Source organism: Enterobacter cloacae complex sp. GF14B (assembly GCF_004136805.1).
GTDB classification, from domain to species: domain Bacteria; phylum Pseudomonadota; class Gammaproteobacteria; order Enterobacterales; family Enterobacteriaceae; genus Enterobacter; species Enterobacter hormaechei_C.
In genome coordinates this window covers 1-22,127 of the sequence record NZ_QFRV01000017.1, presented here as the reverse complement: position 1 = coordinate 22,127, position 22,127 = coordinate 1, and the positions used below count along the sequence as shown (strand labels likewise).

The 22,127-nt window shown below is 55.6% G+C and carries 20 protein-coding genes; 8 read left to right on the top strand and 12 right to left on the bottom strand.

Annotated features, from left to right (window positions below):
• Window positions 1-50 precede the first annotated feature (50 nt).
• The 5 genes from DD606_RS08345 to DD606_RS08325 all read right to left on the bottom strand — a co-directional run bounded on the left by DD606_RS08345 (window position 51) and on the right by DD606_RS08325 (window position 6,040).
• Complete coding sequence (locus DD606_RS08345) at window positions 51-1,604, bottom strand: cyclic di-GMP phosphodiesterase (RefSeq protein ID WP_032609708.1); 1,554 nt, start codon at window positions 1,602-1,604, stop codon at window positions 51-53.
• Between the two features lie 127 nt (window positions 1,605-1,731).
• Complete coding sequence (mepS, locus tag DD606_RS08340) at window positions 1,732-2,301, bottom strand: bifunctional murein DD-endopeptidase/murein LD-carboxypeptidase (protein ID WP_003859364.1); 570 nt, start codon at window positions 2,299-2,301, stop codon at window positions 1,732-1,734.
• Window positions 2,302-2,716: 415 nt separating this feature from the next.
• The gene (locus DD606_RS08335) at window positions 2,717-3,430 is read right to left on the bottom strand and encodes a phosphatase PAP2 family protein (protein WP_129258515.1); all 714 of its coding nucleotides are present in this window, start codon (window positions 3,428-3,430) and stop codon (window positions 2,717-2,719) included.
• 33 nt (window positions 3,431-3,463) lie between these two features.
• A complete protein-coding gene (locus DD606_RS08330) occupies window positions 3,464-4,450 on the bottom strand; it encodes a GTP-binding protein (RefSeq protein WP_003859361.1) in 987 nt (328 codons plus the stop codon).
• 123 nt (window positions 4,451-4,573) lie between these two features.
• Window positions 4,574-6,040: a mannitol dehydrogenase family protein gene (locus tag DD606_RS08325; RefSeq protein ID WP_045345859.1), complete on the bottom strand. Its 1,467-nt coding sequence runs from the start codon at window positions 6,038-6,040 to the stop codon at window positions 4,574-4,576.
• Window positions 6,041-6,245: 205 nt separating this feature from the next.
• Here DD606_RS08325 and uxuA point away from each other — a divergent pair, with 205 nt between their 5' ends.
• Window positions 6,246-7,436 (top strand): mannonate dehydratase, encoded by a 1,191-nt coding sequence (gene uxuA / locus DD606_RS08320; protein ID WP_032609705.1) that lies wholly within the window; start codon window positions 6,246-6,248, stop codon window positions 7,434-7,436.
• A 116-nt stretch (window positions 7,437-7,552) separates the two neighbouring features.
• On the opposite strand, the gene yeiP is transcribed toward uxuA, so the two are convergent.
• Window positions 7,553-8,125 carry an elongation factor P-like protein YeiP gene (gene yeiP / locus DD606_RS08315; protein ID WP_003859355.1) on the bottom strand — a complete coding sequence of 191 codons (573 nt, stop codon included), beginning with the start codon at window positions 8,123-8,125 and terminating at the stop codon, window positions 7,553-7,555.
• Between the two features lie 164 nt (window positions 8,126-8,289).
• Between yeiP and DD606_RS08310 the strand changes: the two genes are divergently transcribed.
• Window positions 8,290-8,544 carry a YkgJ family cysteine cluster protein gene (locus DD606_RS08310; RefSeq protein WP_003859353.1) on the top strand — a complete coding sequence of 85 codons (255 nt, stop codon included), beginning with the start codon at window positions 8,290-8,292 and terminating at the stop codon, window positions 8,542-8,544.
• Here DD606_RS08310 and setB read toward each other — a convergent pair.
• Both setB and DD606_RS25830 read right to left on the bottom strand, forming a co-directional pair.
• Window positions 8,541-9,722: a sugar efflux transporter SetB gene (gene setB, locus DD606_RS08305; RefSeq protein ID WP_032609703.1), complete on the bottom strand. Its 1,182-nt coding sequence runs from the start codon at window positions 9,720-9,722 to the stop codon at window positions 8,541-8,543. The genes DD606_RS08310 and setB overlap by 4 nt on opposite strands.
• Window positions 9,723-9,825: 103 nt before the next feature.
• The gene (locus DD606_RS25830) at window positions 9,826-10,005 is read right to left on the bottom strand and encodes a hypothetical protein (RefSeq protein WP_136129487.1); all 180 of its coding nucleotides are present in this window, start codon (window positions 10,003-10,005) and stop codon (window positions 9,826-9,828) included.
• A gap of 75 nt (window positions 10,006-10,080) precedes the next feature.
• Between DD606_RS25830 and fruB the strand changes: the two genes are divergently transcribed.
• Genes fruB through fruA form a run of 3 tightly spaced genes read left to right on the top strand, consistent with a single transcriptional unit; the run spans window position 10,081 to window position 13,851 of the window.
• A complete protein-coding gene (gene fruB / locus DD606_RS08300; protein ID WP_003859349.1) occupies window positions 10,081-11,211 on the top strand; it encodes a fused PTS fructose transporter subunit IIA/HPr protein in 1,131 nt (376 codons plus the stop codon).
• Window positions 11,211-12,149, top strand: a complete 939-nt coding sequence (gene fruK / locus DD606_RS08295; protein ID WP_006811313.1) for a 1-phosphofructokinase — start codon at window positions 11,211-11,213, stop codon at window positions 12,147-12,149. The genes fruB and fruK overlap by 1 nt, the downstream gene beginning before the upstream one ends.
• Window positions 12,150-12,165: 16 nt before the next feature.
• Window positions 12,166-13,851 (top strand): PTS fructose transporter subunit IIBC, encoded by a 1,686-nt coding sequence (fruA, locus tag DD606_RS08290; RefSeq protein ID WP_003859344.1) that lies wholly within the window; start codon window positions 12,166-12,168, stop codon window positions 13,849-13,851.
• Between the two features lie 46 nt (window positions 13,852-13,897).
• Here the strand turns inward: fruA and nfo are convergent, their stop codons facing one another.
• Together nfo and DD606_RS08280 are read right to left on the bottom strand one after the other, a co-directional pair.
• Entirely contained in the window at window positions 13,898-14,755 is an 858-nt protein-coding gene (nfo, locus tag DD606_RS08285) for a deoxyribonuclease IV (protein ID WP_003859342.1), read from the bottom strand.
• A gap of 64 nt (window positions 14,756-14,819) precedes the next feature.
• On the bottom strand, window positions 14,820-15,866 hold the full coding sequence (locus DD606_RS08280) for a YeiH family protein (protein WP_129258513.1): 1,047 nt from the start codon (window positions 15,864-15,866) through the stop codon (window positions 14,820-14,822).
• Between the two features lie 97 nt (window positions 15,867-15,963).
• Between DD606_RS08280 and yieE the strand changes: the two genes are divergently transcribed.
• Together yieE and DD606_RS08270 are read left to right on the top strand one after the other, a co-directional pair.
• A complete protein-coding gene (gene yieE, locus DD606_RS08275; RefSeq protein WP_003859337.1) occupies window positions 15,964-16,830 on the top strand; it encodes a DNA-binding transcriptional regulator YeiE in 867 nt (288 codons plus the stop codon).
• A 170-nt stretch (window positions 16,831-17,000) separates the two neighbouring features.
• Entirely contained in the window at window positions 17,001-18,467 is a 1,467-nt protein-coding gene (locus DD606_RS08270; protein WP_003859336.1) for an amino acid permease, read from the top strand.
• 56 nt (window positions 18,468-18,523) lie between these two features.
• On the opposite strand, the gene DD606_RS08265 is transcribed toward DD606_RS08270, so the two are convergent.
• Together DD606_RS08265 and fghA are read right to left on the bottom strand one after the other, a co-directional pair.
• Complete coding sequence (locus DD606_RS08265; RefSeq protein WP_129258511.1) at window positions 18,524-20,509, bottom strand: ligand-gated channel protein; 1,986 nt, start codon at window positions 20,507-20,509, stop codon at window positions 18,524-18,526.
• Window positions 20,510-20,777: 268 nt separating this feature from the next.
• Window positions 20,778-21,605, bottom strand: a complete 828-nt coding sequence (gene fghA, locus DD606_RS08260) for an S-formylglutathione hydrolase (protein ID WP_003859332.1) — start codon at window positions 21,603-21,605, stop codon at window positions 20,778-20,780.
• Window positions 21,606-21,742: 137 nt separating this feature from the next.
• Here fghA and DD606_RS08255 point away from each other — a divergent pair.
• A partial coding sequence (locus tag DD606_RS08255; RefSeq protein WP_129258509.1) for a YbfB/YjiJ family MFS transporter occupies window positions 21,743-22,127 on the top strand: 385 nt, incomplete at its 3' end.

Genomic DNA, 22,127 nt, shown 5'->3' with positions numbered 1-22,127 from the left:
GACAGGCTCGGTTGAACAGAATAATAAGGGACAGCGCCGTGATTGTGAAATTATTCCCCGAGCGTGATATCGGGTTGCCACGTCCTGAACTGCTCCAGCGGCATCGGGCGGCCAATCCAGTAGCCCTGAAGATAGTTTACGCCATGCTCGCGCAGCCACGCCGCCTGCTCGGGCGTTTCAACACCCTCGGCGACGGTTATCATATTCAGACGTTCTGCCAGCGTCAGCACCGCGTCAAGCACTGGCGAGGTGACGGTTTCAGTCCCGATGGCATTCACGAAGCCACGGTCAATTTTCAGGTAATCCATCGTGAAGCGTTCCAGATAGATCAGCGCGCTGTGGCCAGTGCCAAAATCATCGATGGCGATTTCAAAACCTTCATTGTGCAGCCATTCGAACAGCTGATTTGCCTCGCGGTGGTTAATCATGTCGCGCTCGGTTATTTCCAGCACAATCTGGAAGTGATCGGGCGGAAGGGCGGCGAGAAACGCGCGCATATCCCCTTTAAAGCTTTCCGCATGCAGATGCCCGGGCGCGATGTTGATTCCAAACTTGGCCCCAGGCGGGAGCACCGTTTGCAGAACAGGGGCATCGCGGATAATCAGGTCAAAAAGATGCAGCGTCAGCGGGACAATCAGCTTCTGCGCTTCAGCGAAGTTAATAAAGGCATCCGGTGGAATTTCGCCCATCACCGGATGCTTCCAGCGCATCAGGACTTCCAGCCCGGTCATTCTGAGCGACTGCGCATCCACGACGGGTTGATAGACCACGTAAAACTGGTCGTGCTTGATGGCCGTGAGGATCTCTTTCCCCGGATTGAGACGGATAGTAAGAATATAGAAATTCAACAGGCCCGCCGCGATACCGCAGACCAGGCCGAAAAACACCGCGTAGAGTAGTTCATCGGTTGTCCAGGCTTGCGCATAAACGTTAACGGTCAATGGAATATTTTTCAGCGTGGCGCTACGGGCAGGGACGTCAGGCAAATCCCGCGCCTGGATCAGCATTCCGGACTGTGTAGATAACGCGGAATCGCCAATGACGATCGATATCCCGGCAAATTCATCCTGACGTGACGTATAGAGAAGATAGGGCGACAGGTTGAGGTTGACGGACGTAAACACGCCGCCGTCTTTCACCAGCGGATTGCGATACCAGATGGCGATCGCGGGCTTATCCGGCAGCATTGGCGTGCCCGGCAGGAGCGCGATATCAACAGGTTTGCTGATATGTAGCTGAGGGATAAGCTTTTCCATCGGGGTATTCATCGGGCCTGTTGCCGAGGAGCAGAAGGCCTGTTTATCCCTGACCAGCAAAAAGGCGCGCACGTTGATGCTAAAGGCCGCCCGGGATGTCAGGGCGGCACTCACTTCCTCGCAGCTGTTCAGCGTGAGTGGCTGGAGCGTATCAATCGACATTTTGAGCTCATCGAAATAGCTCTCCATGTAAACGCTTAAATCGGTAATGAGAGTATCGAATCTGACGTCTCGCTTGTGATAACTCCAGTAAAACTGTAATGCTCCCAGAAGCAGGGCAGTGAATAACCCCGTAAGGAAACTGATAAACAGTATCTTGCGGTTGCTGGAGAAGTAGCGGGTTAACATAGATGTCGTGATTCCTGAAATGCCGCTGGATAGTTATCAGTGTAACGGGCAAAAAAAAACACTGCCGGAGCAGTGCTTTTTTTATCGTATCGCCAGCCAAGGGATAACCAACGATACGACAACAATATTAACTACGGCTCAGAACGCGGCGAGCTTCGTTGTAGCGTTTCTTCCAGTAAGGTTCGTTCATGCTGGAAATCGTCACACCGCTGCTGGTGGAAGCATGGACAAACTGATCGTTACCGATATAGATGCCAACGTGTCGACCGGTTGAACCTGCTCTGAACAGGACTAAATCGCCCGTGCGTAGTTTAGTACGCGAAATGGACTTGCCCATTTCCTGCTGTTCATAGGTAGAACGCGGAAGGTCTAACCCAAACTGCTCACGGAACGTACGCTGTACGAAAGCGGAACAATCGATGCCTTTCTTGGTGCTGCCGCCCAGACGGTAACGCACGCCTTTCCAGTCAGCATACTGATCCATAATACGCGACTTAACGTCGAGATTACGTACCATATTTTCAAATTCATCCTGAGAGGCTTGCAGTGAAGAGGAATCTTCCATTCCCACAACACGCGTCTCAGGATGCATATTCTTCGCGGTATTCGTCGTACTACATGCCGAAAGCAGAACCGCCACTGCAATCGCCGGGATCCCCCGCAAGATATATCTCAAGATTGGTTGAGATTTGACCATTTTGTTTGTTTTCCCTTGAAGTCCTTAACGAAAATATCGTTATAAAAATGCCAACCGTGACGAGACTAATTATCTGTTCACAATGAGACAATTCTTTATGGTGAAAACTGTGGCTCAACGCACAAAATTATTCACCATGATAATAATTATCTCAGTGGGGCAAAACGAGTTTGAGGTTAACCGATTGCACGGGGTATTGCGAGCAAAAAAGTCCGATTTTTTATAAGAAAATGTGATACACAAAGTTACAGCGCGGAATTGCTCAAAATGCCGCCATTCATACAGATAATCCCTGCAATTGCTTCATTTTTATCACGAATTGTATGACAGGATGATGACAGCGTTGAATGACGCCCGAAAGAAGAGACTCAGGGACCGAAAACGATCCCTGATGAATGGTGTTAATTTGCGTTATTTATCTGTTTCTGACTTGTTTAAATTTACCGGGAAGATAGCGATCAAAAATACCTATTACGCGATCGCTCAGTGGGGTCATCAGCACCCACGGTAAACCAATTAACACCGCTGTGAGGGAGCCTACGACGATATCTGTCAGCCAGTGAGCACCAATCATCACTCGCGGGAATGCAAATACCACCACAATAAACAGGGCGATGGCGAAGGCTTTTTTACCAAAATAGCGCAGCATGAAGCCTGCAAAAATCAGCAGCATCATACCGTGGTCGCCCGGGAAACTGTCCTTCGAGGCATCTTTGGTTGGAATATGAAGCAGCTCGCTGACGCGGTTAATATTCGGGAAAAAGAGCGACGGACTGGCGCGTTTAACCGGCATCAGATGCTGCGCCAGCTGGTTGATAATCACGGCCGTCAGCAGCATCACCAGGCCGATAATCAGAATACGGCGACGACCCGTTTTGTCTTCCTTCAGCCAGAAGGAGAGCATCAGACAGCCCATTGCCAGCAGCGAACAGCCGTCAAACGCGCGGTTGTTGGTGATCGCCACCAGCCACAGGAAGGCTTCACTCTTCGCCAGCGCCTGGTTAAAGAAGTGGAACAGCCCGGAATCCAGCGGGAACCAGAAACCGTGATCCGCCGGGATATACCAGGAGAAAAAGAGCGCCAGACCGGCAGCGTTGAGCAATAAAATAGCAGGAAGTCGAGTCGTCATAGTCTTCAGCAATGTGTGAAATCAGGGGCAACGTTAGCCGCCCAAACTTAAACGAAGCTTCAACAGGCTTGACTGGAGGGCATTCCAGTCGGTATTAACCGCACTAATTAACTCTATCCGGCTGTCGGGTGGCGCGACATTCTGGGTTTCAATAAAGAAATCCTCGCCCTGACGGTTAATGCGCACCAGACCATCCGGAGTGCGCATGATCCCTTTTACCCGCTCAACCGGCGCCAGTCTCGCCCATTCCAGTATACCAATGGTGTCGAAAACCGTATCGGCATCGAAGATCCACCCGCAGGCCTGGTGCCCCTGACCGCTGTTCAAATTTCGACGCCAGCGCTGATGTTCCGGCAGGCTCAGTGCAGCCAGGCCTTGCTTCGCGCCGTGGCTATGCGAATGCTCTGCGCTGGCAGGCAGTTGCGTCTGGTTGAGGCGGGGAAGATCGAGCAGGGCGCCATCAATGTTGCCCTGGGTGGTCTGCACGTATTGACGTCCACCGCCAGCCTGCTGCCACCAGGACTCGAACGCGGCCTGACTCTCAGCCGTCGCGCGATCGGATTTATTCGCCACGATAATATCTGCCGAGGCGAGCTGGTCGCGGAAATTGTCGTTGTTGATCGTTTTTTCATCCAGCAGCTGGCGGGGGTCGAGCAGGCAAAGCGTCGCACGCAGCTCAAGCCACGGCTCGTAGACCGGGGCGGTCAGTAAATCAAGGATTTGCTTAGGATGACCCAGCCCGGTAGGCTCAATCAGCAACCGGTCCGGCTTGCCCTGACGCAGCAGCGTATTCAGCCCGACCTGCATCGGCAGACCATTCACGCAGCACATACACCCGCCCGGGATCTCTTTCACCATCGCGCCGCTGTCGGCGAGCAACGCGCCGTCGATGCCGACTTCGCCAAATTCGTTGACCAGCACGGCCCACTTTTCCGCCGGATCTTTATTGGCCAGCAAATGCAGAATGGACGTAGTTTTACCGCTGCCGAGAAAACCGGTGATCAGGTTGGTTTTGGTCACGTGCGCTCCGATAAATAATTGTGATGTAGTAACAACTACCTATCATCCTGACGAAAAAATCGGGCATTGAGAAGAGGGAGGGCGAACGGAGCGTAATGCCGTTCGCCATAAACGCAATAATCGCTAAATTTTTAACGTTTCGATAACGGCCTGGTGCGCGCCGAGCCGGACGAGGCGCTGGTACGCGCCGGTAATTGCCTCGACAAAGACAGGGTTTTGCGGCAGGTCGTCGCCAAAGATTTCATTTAACGTCAGCAGGGCGCTAACGCGTTCTGCGTCGCTGCTGGTGGCGACAATGGCCTGGAACTTGTCGCTCAGCGGATCGCGGACGTCAATGGCGTTGCCCTGTTCGTCCGTCCCGCTGACGTAGCGCATCCAGCCCGCCACCCCCAGCGCCAGTAATGGCCAGGCGGTGTTAAGCTCAAGATGCACGCGGATCCCATCCAGCATGCGCTGAGGCAGTTTCTGGCTGCCGTCCATGGCGATTTGCCATGTACGATGCTGAAGGGCCGGGTTGGCGAAGCGGTTAAGCAGGCTGTCAGCATAGGCTGTCAGATCAACGTTGGTGATGCGCAGCGTAGGGGCCTGCTCATTCAGCATCAGCCTGCGGGCAGCCTCGCGGAAACTGTCGTCCTGCATACATTCATTTATGTGCGCGTAGCCAGCAAGGTAGCCCAGATACGCGAGGAAGGAGTGGCTGCCGTTCAGCATCCGCAGCTTCATCTGCTCCCAGGGCAGGACATCCTCAACCATCTGTACGCCTGCAACCTCCCATTCCGGACGCCCGGCGACAAAGTTATCTTCCACTACCCACTGAATGAACGGTTCACAGCTGATGGCGCAGGGATCTTCAACGCCAAGTTCCTGGGTGATTTCCGCGAGTGAGGCGTCGGTGGCGGCGGGCACGATTCGGTCGACCATGGTGCCAGGGAAGCTCACGTGCGCCTCGATCCATGCGGCCAGCTCTGCGGAACGCTTTCCGGCCATGCCGAGAACGGCATTTTTCACCACGTGGCCGTTGTCGGGAATATTGTCGCAGGAGAGCACGGTAAACGCCGGCAGGCCACGCTCGCGGCGGCGATGAAGCGCTTCGACCAGAATACCCGGTGCGGAATGTGGTTCAGACGGATGCTCGAGATCGTGCAGGATGCGGCTGTTCTGCATATCCAGTTTTCCCGTCGCCGGATCGATGCAGTAGCCTTTTTCGGTAATGGTGAGGGAGACAATTGCCACCTGTGGTTCGCAGAACTTCTCAATAATGGCTGCCAGCGAGTCGAGTTTGGCGTTCAGGCACTCTTTTACTGCACCGATAATAATGGGCTGATTGCCTTCGGCACCTTTCTCCAGAACGGTAAACAGATGATCCTGCGCCCGGAGCTGGCGCATAAGGACATCGCCGCTAAAGAGGCTAATCTCACAAATTCCCCAGTCGCCTCCTCTGGCATTTAGTACCCGGTTTGTTAACAACGCCTGATGCGCCCGGTGGAACGCGCCAAAACCGAAATGGACGATGCGGGAGCGTAACTGCTCGCGATCGTAGCGGGGCTGCTGGACATGAGCAGGAAGCGCGGTGGAGGCAATAGTCTTCATGTAGTACACACCTGATTAACCATTAATTAACAATGCCAGTGTAAAGTTATATGACAACAAATTAAATTGGTAAGCCGTAAATATCCCTGTTATGTGAGTTTGATCAATCAATGTCACGCGCTGTATTGACCACTTCGATTAAACATGTATGGTAGTCGTCATTGAGGTAACACATATTGGTATAACAACTTGAGAGGGTGGGGCAATGGAACAAACCTGGCGTTGGTACGGGCCGAACGATCCGGTTTCTCTTGATGATGTGCGTCAGGCTGGCGCAACGGGTGTGGTCACGGCGCTGCATCATATTCCGAACGGTCAGGTGTGGCCGGTGGAGGAAATCCAAAAGCGTCAGGCTCAGCTGGCAGAGAAGGGGTTAACCTGGTCTGTTGTGGAAAGTATTCCGGTTCACGAAGATATCAAAACCCACTCCGGTGAGTGTGATACCTGGATTGCGAATTATCAGCAGAGCATTCGTAACCTGGCAGCCTGCGGTATTGATACCGTCTGCTACAACTTTATGCCGATTCTGGACTGGACGCGTACCGACCTGGAATATGTAATGGCCGATGGTTCGAAGGCGCTGCGTTTCGATCAAATCGCTTTTGCGGCTTTCGAGCTGCACATTCTGAAGCGTCCGGGTGCGGAAGCAGACTACACCGCCGAAGAGCAGCAGCAGGCGCTGGCGTGGTTCAATGCCGCCAGTGAAGCGGACATTGAGAAGCTGGTTCGCAATATCATCGCGGGCCTGCCGGGGGCGGAAGAGGGCTATACCCTCGATCAGTTCCGCGCGCGCCTGGCGGAATATGGCGATATCGATAAAAACCAGCTGCGTGAAAACATGGCGCACTTCCTGCGCGCTATCGTGCCGGTGGCAGAAGAAGTCGGCGTGCGGCTGGCGGTTCATCCGGACGATCCACCGCGTCCTATCCTCGGCCTGCCGCGTATTGTGTCTACGATTGAAGATATGCAGTGGCTAAAAGAGACGGTGGATAGCATCTACAACGGCTTTACCATGTGTACGGGCTCGTATGGGGTGCGGGCGGATAACGATCTGGTGCGGATGATCGAAACCTTCGGCGATCGCATTCATTTCACCCACCTGCGTGCAACCTGCCGTGAAGAGAATCCAAAAACCTTCCACGAAGCAGCCCATCTTGGCGGCGACGTGAACATGGTTGCGGTGGTGGATGCCATTCTCTCTGAAGAGGTTCGTCGTAAGCAGGCGGGAGATGTTCGTCCTATCCCGTTCCGTCCGGATCACGGGCACCAGATGCTGGACGATCTGCGCAAGAAAACGAATCCAGGGTATTCGGCGATTGGCCGTCTGAAAGGGATGGCGGAAGTGCGCGGTATCGAGCTGGCGCTGAAAATGACGAAGTATCCTGAGCTTCTTTAAGTCTGATTGCCCGGTGGCGCTACGCTTACCGGGCCTACGAAAAACCGGCTCTGAGGCCGGTTTTTGTGTTTTTGTAGGCCGGGTAAGGCGTAGCCGCCACCCGGCAAATGCCACAATCAGTCAGCACGACCCATATAGCGTTTTTCTTCGATATGGATACGGATTTTCTCGCCCGCCGACAGGTACTCTGGCACCTGTACGACCAGACCGGTAGTCAGGGTAGCCGGTTTGTTACGCGCACTTGCAGACGCGCCTTTGATGCCCGGTGCCGTTTCAACAATTTCCAGATCAACGGTCTGCGGCAGTTCCAGCGCCAGCAGCACGCCATCCCAGGTCAGCACCTGCATGTCCGGCATCCCACCTTCAGGAATAAACAGCAGCTCTTCTTCGATCTGATCTTTGGTGAAGATATACGGGGTGTAATCTTCTTTATCCATGAACACGTATTCGTTGCCGTCAATGTAGGAAAAATCAACGTAGCGACGGGTCAGGGTTACGGTATCGACGATATCGTCGCCTTTAAAACGTTCTTCCACTTTCAGGCCGGTGCGGACATCGGAGAAACGCATTTTGTACAGCGTTGCTGCGCCACGGGCGCTGGGTGCCTGAATGTCGATATCTTTCACAATCAGCAGTTTGCCGTTGTAATTCAGTACCATACCTTTCTTAATTTCGTTCGCTCTTGGCATTGCAGTAATCCTGTTTACGGGAGGTAAAAAATATCGCGCCAAATTACTCGCGCGCGGCCTTTCAGGCAAGCGGAATTCGTGGGTTTTGCTATCAATACATAAAAGGTGTTACTGTGCGCGCAATGCCCGACTGCGCGGGCATCTGCCACCAACAGAGAGCATGTATGGATTGTCGTTCCGACTGTGGCGCGTGCTGTACCGCACCGTCCATCTCAAGCCCCATTCCAGGCATGCCGGAGGGCAAGCCTGCCAATACCCGCTGCGTTCAGCTCTCTGACACTAACCTGTGCATGATCTTTGGCTCGCCCCTGCGCCCGAAGGTGTGCTCCGGGCTCCAGCCAACCGCCGAAATGTGCGGCAGTACGCGCCAGCAGGCCATCACTTATCTGCTTGAGCTGGAAGCGCTCACCGCGCCTTAAACGTCTTTGATCCGCGTCAGGCAGCTCAGCGTCATGACGCACATCACCAGCGCAATCCAGAACACTGTATGATAGTTCCAGATTTCAGCCACAACGCCCGCCAGTGAGCCTGCAATAATCCAGCCCACGCGGGTGGTATTCGTATAAAGGGTGGTGGCAGAGCCTGCCTGACCCGGCATCAGGTCCTGAAAGTAGAGCATGCCGATACCGGCCAGAATACCGATGTAAATGGCGTTCAGCAGCTGTAAAGCCAGAAGCAGGGCTGGCGTATGAACCGTCAGCATACCGACATAAAACAGCAGCCCGGCTACGGCGGCGACGCGCATCAAAAAGCGCTTGCCGAAGCGCTTCGCGTAATAACCCGCAATCAGCATGGTGGGGATCTCAAGCCCCGCGGCGGTTCCCATCATGATCCCGGCCAGCTTCTCCGGCAGATGCAGCTCATCAATAATAAACAGCGGCATATTAATGATATAGAGGCTGTTCGTTCCCCACATCAGCGTACAGATAATGAATAACAGCAGTGCGTCGCGGCGGTTGCGTCGCGGAGCTTCCAGCGTACCAGTCGCCACTTTCGGCTCTTTACGCATGGAGGGCAGGAAGAACCAGACCATCGCGCCGCATACCACGAAGGCCACGGCTGCGCTGAGGTACATCACCGTAAAGCCAAAACCCATCGCCAGCGCGTAGGCAAGCGGGGGGCCAATCACCCACGCCAGCGACACCTGCGCGCGCAGTATCGAGCTGAACATCACCGCTTCCCGCCCGGTGTGGTCGGCATGCTCGCGGGCAAGGGCGAACATCTGCGGGTTGGCGGTCGAGCCGAAGCTGCTCAGGAAGACGCCCACGAACAGCAGAATGAAGTAGTTACGGTTCCAGGCAAACAGCAGGCAGGCAAATACCCCGAGCAGGCAGCAAAAAACGATCAGGCTTTTGCGATCGCCTTTGCGGTCTGAACGACCGGCAAGAAACTGGCTGACAAAAATGCCAATGATGGCGCTCCCGGTAAAGAAGAAGCCAACCATCGCCGGGCGGGCGTGGACTTCGTTGGTCAGAAAGAGGCTCAGCGTAGGCGTTTGTAACGCACCGGCAATACCGGTGAGGAAAGCAACGATCAAAAACGCCGTTGACGTCAAATCAAAGGGCTTTGGTGAGGCGGCAGCGGGGGTGTTATGCATGTTCAGTCTTTGCGAGTAACAGAGAGAGGCGGAGTTTACGCCGCCCGTCATTAAATAAACAGAGGGTAAAGTCAAGATTGCTACAAAAAATCAAAATGGCATTTCACTTTCGCGCCGCCTCGCTGAAGCGTGCTGAACCTGTTTGCTGAACATCAACAAAATCCCCTGAACTGAAGAAGAAATGTGCTGCACTTCTAAATTCTGCAACAAGAAATGTAACTTTTCTTGCAACCTTTTGTAGAAAAGACAAGACTTCTTGAAACGTTTCAGCGCTATCTTGCATGTCCTGAAGAAGCAGGTTAGCGCCTATTTTCTCAGTTAAGCTGAAACGATTCAATTTCAGCAGGAGAGGAGAATCATGTTCCAGTTATCTGTTCAGGATATTCACCCGGGCGAACAGGCCGGGAATAAAGAAGAGGCTATTCGCCAGGTCGCCGCTGCGCTCGTGCAGGCTGGCAACGTGGCTGACGGCTACGTCAACGGCATGCTGGCGCGTGAACAGCAGACCTCCACCTTCCTCGGTAACGGTATTGCAATTCCGCACGGCACCACGGACACCCGCGATCAGGTGCTGAAAACCGGTGTGCAGGTCTTCCAGTTCCCGCAGGGCGTGCTGTGGGGCGAGGGTCAGGTGGCTTATGTGGCGATCGGCATCGCGGCCAGCGGTGACGAACACCTGGGCCTGCTGCGTCAGCTGACGCACGTGCTGAGTGATGATGCCGTCGCGGAACAGCTTAAATCCGCCACCACTGCTGAAGAACTGCGTGCCCTGCTGATGGGCGAAAAACAGAGCGAAGCGCTGAAGCTGGATAATGAAACCCTGACGCTGGACGTCGTTGCGTCCGATCTGGTAACGCTCCAGGCGCTGAATGCGGCTCGCCTGAAAGAGGTCGGTGCGGCGGATACCGCTTTTGTGACGCGCGCAATCAATGATAAGCCATTAAACCTGGGGCAGGGCATCTGGCTGAACGACAGCGCTGAAGGTAACCTGCGCAGCGCTATCGCGGTCAGCCGTGCTGCGGTTGCCTTTGAGACAGACGGCGAACGCGCCGCGATGCTGGTAACGGTTGCCATGACTGACGATCAGCCGGTTTCCGTGCTGAAGCGTCTGGGCGATCTGCTGCTGAACAATAAAGCTGAAAAACTGCTGAACGCAGACGCGGCGACGGTGCTGGCTCTGCTGACCAGCGACGATGCGCTGACGGATGACCTGCTGAGCGCAGAGTACGTGGTGCGTAACGAACATGGCCTGCATGCCCGTCCGGGCACCATGCTGGTGAATACCATTAAACAATTTGAAAGTGAGATCACCGTGACCAATCTGGACGGTTCGGGTAAACCAGCCAACGGGCGCAGCCTGATGAAAGTTGTCGCGCTGGGCGTGAAGAAAGGCCATCGTCTGCGCTTTACCGCGCAGGGTGCGGATGCTGAACAGGCGCTGAAAGCGATTGGCGACGCCATCGCGGCCGGTCTGGGGGAGGGCGCATAATGAGCAGACGTGTTGCGACCATTACGCTGAACCCGGCTTACGATCTGGTGGGGTTCTGCCCGGAAATTGAGCGTGGCGAAGTTAACCTGGTGCGGACGACCGGCCTGCATGCCGCAGGGAAAGGCATTAACGTGGCGAAAGTGCTGAAAGATCTCGGCATCGACGTCACCGTTGGCGGCTTCCTCGGTAAAGACAACCAGGACGGTTTTCAGCAGCTGTTCAGCGAGTTGGGCATCGCCAACCGTTTTCAGGTTGTGCAGGGCCGTACCCGCATTAACGTTAAGCTGACCGAGAAAGACGGTGAAGTGACCGATCTGAACTTCTCCGGCTTCGAAGTGACCCCGGCTGACTGGGAGCGCTTTGTTGCCGATTCCCTGAGCTGGCTGGGCCAGTTTGACATGGTGTGCGTCAGCGGCAGTCTGCCCTCCGGCGTCAGCCCGGAAGCGTTCACCGACTGGATGACGCGCCTGCGCAGCCAGTGCCCGTGCATTATTTTCGACAGCAGCCGCGACGCGCTGGTCGCCGGTCTGAAAGCCTCTCCGTGGCTGGTTAAGCCTAATCGCCGCGAACTGGAGATCTGGGCGGGCCGTAAGCTGCCAGAATTAAAGGATGTGATTGACGCTGCCCATGCGCTGCGCGAGCAGGGTATCGCTCACGTGGTGATTTCGCTGGGTGCAGAAGGTGCCCTGTGGGTTAACGCCTCCGGGGAATGGATTGCCAAACCGCCTTCAATGGAGGTGGTCAGCACCGTGGGTGCCGGGGATTCGATGGTTGGCGGTCTGATCTACGGTCTGCTGATGCGCGAATCCAGTGAACATACCTTACGTCTTGCTACCGCCGTTGCGGCCCTGGCCGTGAGCCAGAGCAATGTCGGTATTACCGATCGTACCCAGTTAGCCGCGATGATGGCGCGCGTTGACTTAAAACCTTTTAACTAACAGCAGGAGAGGAATAATGAAAACGCTGCTGATCATTGACTCCGGTCTCGGACAGGCTCGTGCCTATATGGCGAAGACCCTGCTGGGCGCGGCGGCACAAAAAGCGCACCTGGATATCATTGATAACCCGGGTGATGCTGAAATGGCGATTGTTCTGGGCGACAAAATCCCCGCTGACAGCGCCCTGAACGGCAAAAAAGTGTGGCTGGGTGATATTAATCGCGCGGTGGCACATCCTGAACTGTTTCTGAGCGAAGCAAAAGGTCATGCGACGGTTTACAGCGCACCTGTTGAGGCGGCGCCGGTTGCCGCCGTTGGGCCGAAACGCATTGTTGCGGTAACGGCCTGCCCGACAGGTGTGGCGCACACCTTTATGGCGGCTGAAGCCATTGAAACCGAAGCGAAAAAACGTGGCTGGTGGGTGAAGGTTGAAACTCGCGGCTCTGTTGGCGCGGGCAATGCCATCACGCCTGAAGAGGTGGCGGAAGCCGATCTGGTGATTGTGGCGGCGGATATCGAAGTGGATCTGGCGAAGTTTGCCGGCAAGCCGATGTACCGTACCTCTACCGGCCTGGCGCTGAAGAAGACCGCGCAGGAGTTTGATAAGGCGCTGGCAGAAGCCAAACCGTATCAGGCAACCGGTGCGGCTAAAACTGCGACTGAAGGGAAAAAAGAGTCTGCGGGTGCGTATCGTCACCTGCTGACCGGCGTGTCCTACATGCTGCCGATGGTGGTGGCGGGCGGCCTGTGTATTGCGCTCTCCTTCGCCTTTGGTATCGAGGCGTTTAAAGAGCCGGGCACGCTGGCGGCCGCGTTGATGCAGATTGGCGGCGGCTCCGCGTTTGCGCTGATGGTGCCAGTGCTGGCGGGCTTTATCGCCTTCTCCATTGCTGACCGTCCGGGTCTGACGCCGGGTCTTATCGGCGGTATGCTGGCCGTGAGCACCGGTTCTGGCTTTATCGGCGGTATCATTGCCGGTTTCCTCGCCGGTTATGTGGCGAAGCTGATCAGCTCGAAGCTGAAGCTGCCGCAGAGTATGGAAGCGCTGAAACCTATCCTGATCATCCCGCTGATTTCCAGCCTGGTGGTCGGTCTGGCGATGATTTACCTGATTGGTAAGCCGGTCGCGGGCATTCTGGAAGGTCTGACCCACTGGCTGCAAACCATGGGGACGGCGAATGCGGTGCTGCTGGGCGCAATCCTCGGCGGTATGATGTGTACCGACATGGGGGGGCCGGTGAACAAAGCGGCATATGCGTTTGGCGTTGGCCTGCTGAGTACCCAGACCTACGCGCCGATGGCGGCGATCATGGCGGCAGGTATGGTGCCACCGCTGGCGCTTGGCCTGGCGACGATCATTGCCCGTCGTAAGTTCGATAAAGCGCAGCAGGAAGGCGGTAAAGCTGCGCTGGTGCTGGGCCTGTGCTTCATCACCGAAGGCGCAATTCCGTTTGCGGCGCGCGATCCAATGCGTGTTCTGCCGTGCTGTATCGTGGGTGGTGCGGTGACGGGGGCTATCTCCATGGCAGTAGGTGCGAAACTGATGGCGCCGCACGGCGGTCTGTTCGTCCTGCTGATCCCTGGCGCCATCACGCCGGTGCTGGGTTATCTGCTGGCGATTGTTGCCGGTACGCTGGTGGCGGGCCTCTCTTACGCGGTGCTGAAACGTCCGGAAGCGGAAGTTGTGGCGAAAGCAGCGTAAGCGGTAAGCAATAAAAAAGCCGGGTGCTAATGCAACCCGGCTTTTTTTATGCCGCCTGTTCAGCGGTTTGCTGTGCCTTCAGCCAGGCAATCTCTTCTGCCCAGATGTCCGGATTGATGGTTTCCAGCACCATCGGAATACCGTCGAAGCGAGCGTCCTGCATGATAAAGCGGAACGCATCGTGGCCGATGTTGCCTTCGCCCAGGCTGTGATGGCGGTCAACGCGGCTACCAAAGGCGCTTTTCGCATCGTTTAAGTGCATACCGCGAAGATATTTAAAACCAACAATACGCTCGAACTCCTCGAAGGTATTTTTTGTGGCCTCGGTTGTGCGCAGGTCATAACCGGCCGCAAACGCGTGGCAGGTATCAATGCACACGCCCACGCGGGATTTGTCTTCCACGCCGTCGATGATCGCCGCCAGATGCTCAAACTTAAAGCCGAGGTTGCTGCCCTGACCGGCGGTATTCTCAATCACCGCCGTCACGCCCTGGGTTTTATCCAGCGTCATGTTAATTGACTCGGCGATGCGCGCCAGACAGGCGTCTTCGTCGATTTGCATCAGATGGCTGCCGGGATGGAAATTCAGCAGCGTTAGCCCCAGTTGCTCACAGCGCTGAACCTCATCCAGGAACGCTTCGCGGGATTTTTCCAGCGCCTCGGCAACCGGGTGACCGAGGTTAATGAGGTAGCTGTCATGGGGAAGGATCTGGCCAGGCCCGTAGCCGTATTTCTCGCAGGCGGCTTTGAAGTCATCAATCACTTCCGCGGTGAGGGGAGCTGCGCGCCACTGGCGCTGGTTTTTGGTGAACAGGGCGAAAGCGGTCGCCTCGATTTCGGCGGCGCGAATGGCGGCATTCGCAAGGCCACCGGCAGCGCTGACGTGCGCTCCAACATATTTCATAAAAAGACTCCTGTTAACCCGAAATGCCTATGATAACGGGTTAACAGGAGAAGGACGAGATGGTTTATGCCAACAGGCTGTGTACCGCAAGGTTAATCGCACCGCCGCCAACTATCAGCCAGATGAACAGCACCAGCGCCATCAGCAGCGGTTTCGCCCCGGCTTTTTTCAGCGCGCTGACGTGCGTGGTGATGCCCAGCGCCGCCATTGCCATCGCCAGCAGGACCGTATCCAGCGTGACCAGCATATCCACCATCGCTTTTGGCAGCAGGTGGAAAGAGTTGAAGACAGCGACCACGATGAACAGGATCGCAAACCACGGAATGGTGATTTTGCTTTTCTCGCTGCCGCCTGCCGGAGCAAGCTGTTTAACCCCCGCCGCGAGGAAAATCAGGAACGGGGCCAGCATCATCACGCGCAGCATTTTGGCGATGACCGCCGCGTTTTCCGCTTCCGGGTTAATGGCGTGACCTGCCGCCACCACCTGCGCCACTTCGTGCATGGTTGAGCCGATATAAATGCCGTAGGTTTCCGGACTAAACCAGTGCGCCACCAGCGGATACATGGCCGGATACAGGAAGATCGCCAGCGTACCGAAGATAACTACCGTCGCGACGGCAACCGTGACTTTACTGGCTTCGGCTTTAACGACGGGTTCTGTTGCCAGTACCGCCGCCGCGCCGCAGATGCTGCTACCCGCACCGATCAGCCAGCTGGTCTGTTTGTCCAGTCCAAAGATCTTCTGGCCGATAAAGCACGCCAGTAAAAAGGTGCTCGAAAGGGTCAGGACGTCAATGGCAATCCCGCTGACCCCCACATCCGCAATCTGCGAAAAGGTGAGACGGAAGCCATAAAGGATGATCCCGAGACGTAATAAATGCTGCTTGGCGAAAATCACGCCGCCGTCGCAGGATTTCCAGATGTGCGGGTAAACGGTGTTCCCGACCACCATGCCGAGCAGAATGGCCAGCGTCAGGGCGCTGAACCCTGCACCGGCAACCGCCGGTATACTGCCGCCCCATAAGGCCACGCCGGTAACCACGGCGCTGAGCGCGAGACCCGGCACGAAGTGCCACACTGTACGATGATGTTGTAAGGTGATTTCTGACATAACCTTCTCCTTTGTCTGGCTAAAGGTTACGGCGCTCTGGCTTAAAAATAAAATTGATTATATATTTATAATCAATCTTTATAAGTGGTAAGCAACCATGCACATTACATTGCGTCAGCTGGAAGTTTTTGCCGAGGTGCTGAAAAGCGGCTCGACAACCCAGGCGTCACAAATGCTGGCGCTCTCGCAGTCCGCCGTTAGCGCGGCCTTGACCGATCTTGAAGGGCAACTGGGCGTCCAGCTTTTCGACAGGGTAGGGAAGCGGCTGGTGGTGAACGAACATGGCCGCCTGCTGTATCCGCGTGCCCTGGCTTTACTGGAGCAGGCGACGGAGATTGAACAGCTGTTCCGCGAGGACAACGGCGCTATTCGCGTCTACGCTAGCAGCACGATCGGTAACTACATCCTGCCGGAAGTGATTGCCCGCTACCGCCGGGATTTTCCGACCCTGCCGCTGGAGATGAGTGTCGGCAACAGCCAGGACGTGATCAACGCGGTGATTGATTTCCGCGTGGACATCGGGCTTATCGAAGGGCCGTGCCACAACGTGGATATCATTGCGGAGCCCTGGCTGGAGGATGAGCTGGTGGTGTTTGCCTCTCCGGCCTCTTCTTTACTCCAGGGCGAGGTCACGCTGGAGCGGCTGGCGCAAGCGCAGTGGATCCTGCGAGAGCAGGGCTCCGGCACGCGTGAGATTGTCGATTATCTGCTGCTGTCCCATCTACCGCAGTTCCAGTTAGGGATGGAATTAGGTAACTCCGAGGCCATTAAGCATGCCGTACGCCATGGTCTGGGCATTAGCTGTCTTTCCCGACGGGTGATTGCCGAACAGCTGGAAACCGGCTCACTGGTTGAGATCCCCGTTCCGCTGCCGAAGCTGGTGCGCACGCTGTGGTGCATCCATCATCGTCAGAAACACCTTTCCAGCTCGCTCCAGCGTTTTCTGCGCTACTGCGAGATGTAAAAGCGCACCTCACCCTGGCCCTCTCCCCAAAGGGGAGAGGGAAAAATTATGCTTTACTTATAATCCTGGCCGAGTCATGAAGCTCTCTTATAACTGAGTATTTCTGCCGGAAGCAACGCAGATCGTCTGCTACAATCGCGCCTCATTTATTGAATGGACAGCATTTTCACATGGTTTCAGAAACTAAAACCACACAAGCGCCCGCGCTACGTCGCGCACTTAAGGCGCGTCACCTGACGATGATCGCCATTGGCGGCTCAATCGGTACAGGTCTTTTCGTTGCCTCTGGCGCAACGATTTCGGCAGCCGGCCCGGGTGGGGCATTATTCTCTTATATCCTGATTGGCCTGATGGTCTACTTCCTGATGACCAGCCTGGGTGAACTGGCGGCATACATGCCGGTGTCTGGTTCGTTTTCGACCTACGGACAAAAATACGTTGAGGAAGGCTTCGGCTTCGCTCTGGGCTGGAACTATTGGTACAACTGGGCGGTGACCATCGCCGTTGACCTCGTCGCGGCACAGCTGGTAATGACCTGGTGGTTCCCGGACACGCCCGGCTGGATCTGGAGCGCCCTGTTCCTGGCGGTCATCTTCCTGCTGAACTACATCTCCGTGCGCGGTTTCGGCGAAGCGGAATACTGGTTCTCTTTGATTAAAGTGGCAACCGTCATCATCTTTATCGTCGTCGGTGTGGCGATGATCGTTGGTATTTTCAAAGGGGCTGAACCGGCGGGCTGGAGTAACTGGACAATAGGCGATGCGCCGTTTGCCGGGGGCTTCTCGGCGATGATTGGCGTGGCGATGATTGTCGGCTTCTCCTTCCAGGGTACCGAGTTGATTGGCATTGCGGCCGGTGAATCCGAAAACCCGGAGAAGAATATTCCGCGCGCGGTGCGTCAGGTGTTCTGGCGTATCCTGCTGTTCTATGTGTTCGCGATCCTGATTATCAGCCTGATCATTCCGTATACCGACCCAAGCCTGCTGCGTAACGACGTAAAAGACATCAGCGTCAGCCCGTTCACGCTGGTCTTCCAGCACGCGGGTCTGCTCTCAGCGGCGGCGGTGATGAACGCGGTGATCCTGACGGCGGTACTGTCTGCGGGTAACTCCGGGATGTACGCCTCCACCCGCATGCTCTACACCCTGGCCTGCGACGGTAAAGCACCGCGTATTTTCTCGAAACTGTCTCGCGGTGGCGTGCCACGCAACGCGCTGTATGCGACCACGGTGATTGCGGGTCTCTGTTTCCTGACCTCCATGTTCGGCAACCAGACGGTCTACCTGTGGCTGCTGAACACCTCTGGTATGACGGGCTTCATTGCCTGGCTGGGCATTGCCATCAGCCACTACCGTTTCCGTCGCGGGTACGTCAAGCAGGGGCATGATCTGAATAACCTGCCGTACCGGTCAGGATTCTTCCCGCTGGGGCCGATCTTCGCCTTCGTTCTGTGCCTGATTATTACCCTGGGTCAGAACTATGAGGCCTTCCTTGCGGACACCATTGACTGGGGCGCCGTCACGGCCACCTATATTGGCATTCCGCTGTTCCTGATCATCTGGTTTGGCTACAAACTGACGAAAGGAACACGCTTCGTTCGCTACAGTGAAATGGATTTCCCGGAACGATTTAAATAATAACCGCACTTCCTCTCTTTTAGCCCGCTCAGTTGAGCGGGCTTTTTTATGGCAGATCAGAAGCTGTAGGTCATGCCAACGGTATAGCGGCGGCCATCCAGCACGGTGTCATACGTATCGTAATCAATCTGCTTATCGAGCACGTTATACACACCGGCAGTAACCAGCAGGTTTTTGTTGGCGTTGTAGCGCATACCGACATCAATCTGAGTGTAGGACGGCGTACCCTGGGACATTGACGTGCGGCTCAGGTACTCAGACGTTTTACCGCGCAGGTTCAGACGGCTCCAGAACCCGACGTCTGGCGTCGCCTGCCAGTCCAGGGTGGTGTTGAACATGTGTTTCGGCATTTTGTTCAGCGGCTTGCCGGAGAACTGGCCGCTCTTCTGCTCGGACTCTGTATAGGTGTAGTTTGCAGTCCAGTTCACATCACGCGTGATCTTCCACCCGAAGGAGGACTCCACACCGCGCATGTTGGCTTTGTCCACGTTGACGCGATCGCTGACGAAATCATAGCTGTGACCGCCAATCGTACAGGCGGGATCGGCGCTGCTGTTACAGCGGCGAACTTCCGTAATTTTGTCCTTGAAGTCGGTATTAAACAGCGTTACGCCGGCATTCAGGTCATCGTTGTTATCCCAGAGCAGGGCGAGCTCTTCGCTCAGGCTCTTCTCTGGTTTCAGATCCGGGTTGCCGACGATGATACCGTCAAGACGGCCGCCACCTGTCACCTGGCCCCAGCTGGCAGACGACTGACGCAGATCCGGCGCACGATAGCCAGCAGAAACCCCGCCTTTCAACGTCCACTGATCGGCCAGGTGCCATACGCCGTAACCGCGCGGCGTCCAGTTAGTACCGTAGTTTTGGTCTTTGTCCATACGCAGGCCGCCGGTCAACGTAAAGCTTTCCGTCATTGACCATTCATCTTCGGCAAACAGGGCCCAGCTCCAGCGCGTCAGTTTGTTCAGGCCGTCAGCAGCTTCCAGCTGATTACCGTTGTCGCGCAGTTTCTCATAGCGATACTGCCCGCCGAGGGTCAACGTATGATCGCCGAGGAAAATCTGGTTCTGGTTGTTGAAGGTGGTGTTATAGGAGCGCATTTCGCGACCTGGATTATTGGTCTCTTCCTGCTGGATATAGCTGGTGGTATTGAAGTCTTCGTAATAACCACTGTGGGTTAACGAGTAGGTCGTGTGCTCATAGCGCGAGTCGCTTTTGGTATTTGGCGTACAGGTTGTTCCCCGGCAGGTTTCAGCCGCTTTCGACATCCCCGGGGTGCTGTTTCTGTCCTGAAGTTCGCGAGCAAAGTCGAGGTCGAAATCGTTCTTCTCGTCCGGCGTGAAGTTCAGCGTAATGCCACCGTTACGCATTTTCTGCTCGTTATAGCCGTTCACGATTTTATCTTCTGCGCGGCGTGACAACAGCCCCGTCACCTTTGCGCCCAGAAGTCCGTCGATCAGGGGACCAGAGGCGTAGGCGTTGGTCTGGAAGATATCGCCGGAATCATGATTTTCCTGGTAGGTTGCATCGCCATGCAACGAACCGGTCCAGGCTTTGGTGTTCGAGACTTTTTTGGTAATGACGTTAATGACGCCACCCATCGCATCGGAGCCGTAAAGCGAGGACATCGGGCCGCGGATGACCTCGATGCGCTCAATGGACTCCAGCGGCGGCAGCCAGCCTTGTTCAATACCCGAGTTGTCGCTGTTGGGGCGGGTGCTTCGCGTACTGACGCGTTTGCCGTTCACCAGGAACAGGGTGTACTGAGAGGCCATGCCGCGAATACTGATATCACTGCTGCTCCCGCCGCCAGTGACGACAACACCCGGGACATCTCTCAGGGCATCGGTAACATCACGGTAGGCTTTATCTTCAATCTGCTGTTTTGAAATCACAGAGATGGAGGCGGGGGCATTCTGGATCTTTTGTTCAAAACCCGTTGCAGTGACGACAACGGTGTCCTGATCGGCTGCGTGAACGAAGGGGGAACATGTGGCAGCGCCAATGGCGACGGCCAGGAGCTTAATGCGTGGTATTGTCATTTGTACATTCCGTATAAAAATGAAAAAAACTCCATCGGGATAACCCTGAGAACTGTATGTTTTTGTCTTGTAAGAACTCTTTGAGATGGAGAAGAGCTTGGAATTGTACAAAAGAATGTAGAATTGTAAACACAAATGATAATTGAAATCATTTGTGTTTGAGAGATGGCGACGGAAAACAGGCTGGATTCAAGCGGATAGAAGTATGTAAAGAGGGGGAGGGGAAAGACCCGGCAGGCAGGAGGCGCTACCGGGCAAAAGGCGGAACTTACCTGAACAGATGCTCCGCATGGAAGCGGAGATGATCCTCAATAAAGGACGCCATGAAGTAATAGCTGTGGTCGTATCCCGGTTGAATGCGCAGCGTTAGCGGCCAGTCCTTCTGGCGCGCGGCTTCCGCCAGCACCGCAGGCTGTAACTGCCCGGCGAGGAACTGATCGGCATCACCCTGATCCACCAGCATCGGGATAGCGTCTTCTGACTGGCTCGCCAGCATCAGCGCGCAGCTGTCCCATTCCTGCCATTTCTCTACATCTTCACCCAGATAGTGCCTAAAGGCTTTTTGCCCCCACGGCACCTGCGTTGGGTTCACAATCGGCGCAAATGCGGACACGCTGGTGTATTTCCCCGGATTTTTTAGCGCCATTATCAGCGCCCCGTGGCCACCCATCGAATGTCCGCTTATCGCGCAGCGCTCGCTGACCGCGAACTGAGAGTGCACCAGGGCAGGCAGTTCATCGCGAATGTAGTCATACATGCGGTAATGGCTCGCCCACGGTTGTTCCGTGGCGTTGAGATAGAAGCCAGCGCCTTTACCCAAGTCGTATCCGGCATCGTCGGCCACGTCCTCGCCACGCGGGCTGGTATCTGGCATCACCAGCGCAATGCCCAGTTCGGCGGCAATACGCTGGGCGCCCGCTTTGGTGGTGAAGTTTTCGTCGTTGCAGGTCAGGCCTGAAAGCCAGTACAGCACCGGTGGGTTGTCCGCAGGGGGCAGGAAAATGCTGAACGTCATAGCACAATTCAGCGTGGTGGAGTCGTGCCGCCAGCGCTGCTGTCGACCTTCAAAACAACGATGCTCTTCGAGCAGTTCCATGCAGGGCTCCTTATACGAAAGACTATTCATAAAACGCATAATACAGAGTTTTCATTGACCTGTGAGCAACTTTCACTTTCGCAGGACGGCGAGATGTTGCATCATAAATTTACTTTTCTTTAACAATTGGAGCGATCATGGCGCTGCGTATCGCGCTCAGCGGATTTGTGGTTCTGGTCGTGGCGATGGGGATAGGACGCTTCGCCTTCACGCCTCAGGTGCCGCTGATGATAGCCGCCGGGCAACTCACGCTTACCAGCGCGGGGCTGGTGGCGGCAATGAACTATCTGGGCTATCTGGTGGGGGCATGGGATGCCATGCGCGCCCATCGCTTCGTTGAAACGCGCCTCTGGCTTGGCATCACCGGTGCGGTGGCGCTGACGCTGCTCTCCGCGGCGGCAGAGAATGCCGTTGTTCACGGTCTGCTGCGCTTTGTGATCGGATGCATGAGCGGCTGGTCGATGGTGCTGATTGCCGCCTGGACCAACGAGCGGCTGGGGCAGCTGGGCAAACCGGGACTCA